The organism is Mycobacterium sp. RTGN4 (genome assembly GCF_033804635.1).
Lineage (GTDB): Bacteria > Actinomycetota > Actinomycetes > Mycobacteriales > Mycobacteriaceae > Mycobacterium.
Genome location: NZ_JAPZLB010000055.1, coordinates 1 through 226, shown reverse-complemented (window position 1 = coordinate 226; position 226 = coordinate 1). Strand labels below are relative to the sequence as shown.

Below are 226 nucleotides of genomic sequence, written 5' to 3'. Positions count from 1 at the left end.
TGATCGCCACACACATCGTCGTCTCGGTCGGACCATAGGCATTGACCATCACCCGCCCCGACGCCCACCGATCCACCACCTCGGCCGGGCAAGCCTCACCGGCCATCACCAACGCCGCCGACTCCAACCCCTCATCGGAGAGCATCGCCACCGCCGACGGCGTCAGAGTCAACACACTGACCCCTTCGTTGACCAACACCTCGTGCAAGTCGTCCGGCGAACCCAC

1 protein-coding gene is annotated in these 226 nt (G+C 65.0%); it reads right to left on the bottom strand.

Annotation, left to right across the window (positions count from 1 at the left end; translation table 11 throughout):
- Positions 1-226, bottom strand: a 226-nt coding sequence (locus tag SLQ30_RS33050; protein ID WP_319451260.1) for an AMP-binding protein, incomplete at both ends; no start/stop codon positions are given.